At 71.0% G+C, this 1146-nt stretch carries 1 protein-coding gene; it reads left to right on the top strand.

The genetic code is table 11. The features are described from left to right. Positions 1-1097: hypothetical protein (locus ABZ641_RS38750; protein WP_359989396.1), on the top strand; the 1097-nt coding region annotated here is incomplete at its 5' end. Positions 1098-1146: the final 49 nt, after the last annotated feature.

Raw genomic sequence — 1146 nt, 5'->3', positions numbered from 1 at the left:
AGCGCGGCGATCTGGCGCTCGGTCAGCGGCTCGCCGACCTTCTCGTGCGCCACCTCGATGTAGGTGCGGAAGTACCGGACCAGCGCCTCGCCGTCATGGTGTTCTCCTGGGACGGCGCCGGCGAACTCGACAACGGGCTGTTCTCGCGGTTCCGGCAGCTCGCCAAGGACCACGACGCCAAGATGACGTTCTTCCTCAGCGGCATCTACACGCTGCCCGAGTCCAAGCGGGACCTGTACCGGCCGCCGCAGCACCCGGTCGGCGCCTCCGACATCGGCTACCTGAGCGACGAGCACATCCGCGAGACCATCAGCCAGGTCGGCGACGCCTGGCTGGAGGGCCACGAGATCGGCACCCACTTCAACGGGCACTTCTGCGGCCCCACCGGCGGCGGCCGGTGGTCCCCCGAGGACTGGGACAGCGAGATCCAGCAGGCCATGGACTTCGTCATGAACTGGCGGACCAACACCGGCCTCACCGACCTCCCGGCGCTGCCCTTCGACTACCGCAAGGAGCTGATCGGCGGCCGCACCCCCTGCCTGGAGGGCCAGCGCGGCCTGCTGCCGACCGCCGCCAAGCGGGGCTGGAAGTACGACAGCAGCGGCCCCGGCGGGCTCCAGGTGTGGCCGCAGAAGTTCCAGGGCGGGGCGCTGTGGGACATGCCGCTGCAGTCCATCCCCTTCCCGGGGCACAGCTTCCAGGTGCTCTCGATGGACTACAACATCATGTACAACCAGTCCGGCAACAGCACCAAGGGCGACACCGCGCGGTACGGCGCCTGGCAGACCCAGGCCCGCGACTCCTACCTGGCGGGCTTCGAGCGCGCGTACACCACCAACCGGGCGCCGATGATCATCGGCAACCACTTCGAGCAGTGGAACGGCGGCATCTACATGAACGCCGTCGAGGAGGCCCTCAAGGGCATCGCCGGCCGCCCGGAGGTCCGGCTGGTGTCCTTCCGGCAGCTGGTCGAGTGGCTGGAGGTGCAGGACCCGGCGGTGCTGCGCAAGCTGCAGTCGCTGGCGCCCGGCGAGTCCCCGGCCGGCGGCTGGAAGTCCTTCCTCGGCGGGGCCGCCCAGGCGGCGCCCTCGACCTGAGGGGCGGGGCGGCTGCGGCCGGGGCCGGCGCGGAGGGTCCGCGCCGGCC

Source organism: Kitasatospora sp. NPDC007106 (genome assembly GCF_040634455.1).
Taxonomy (GTDB): domain Bacteria; phylum Actinomycetota; class Actinomycetes; order Streptomycetales; family Streptomycetaceae; genus Kitasatospora; species Kitasatospora arboriphila.
This window is presented reverse-complemented; position numbering and strand designations above follow the sequence as displayed.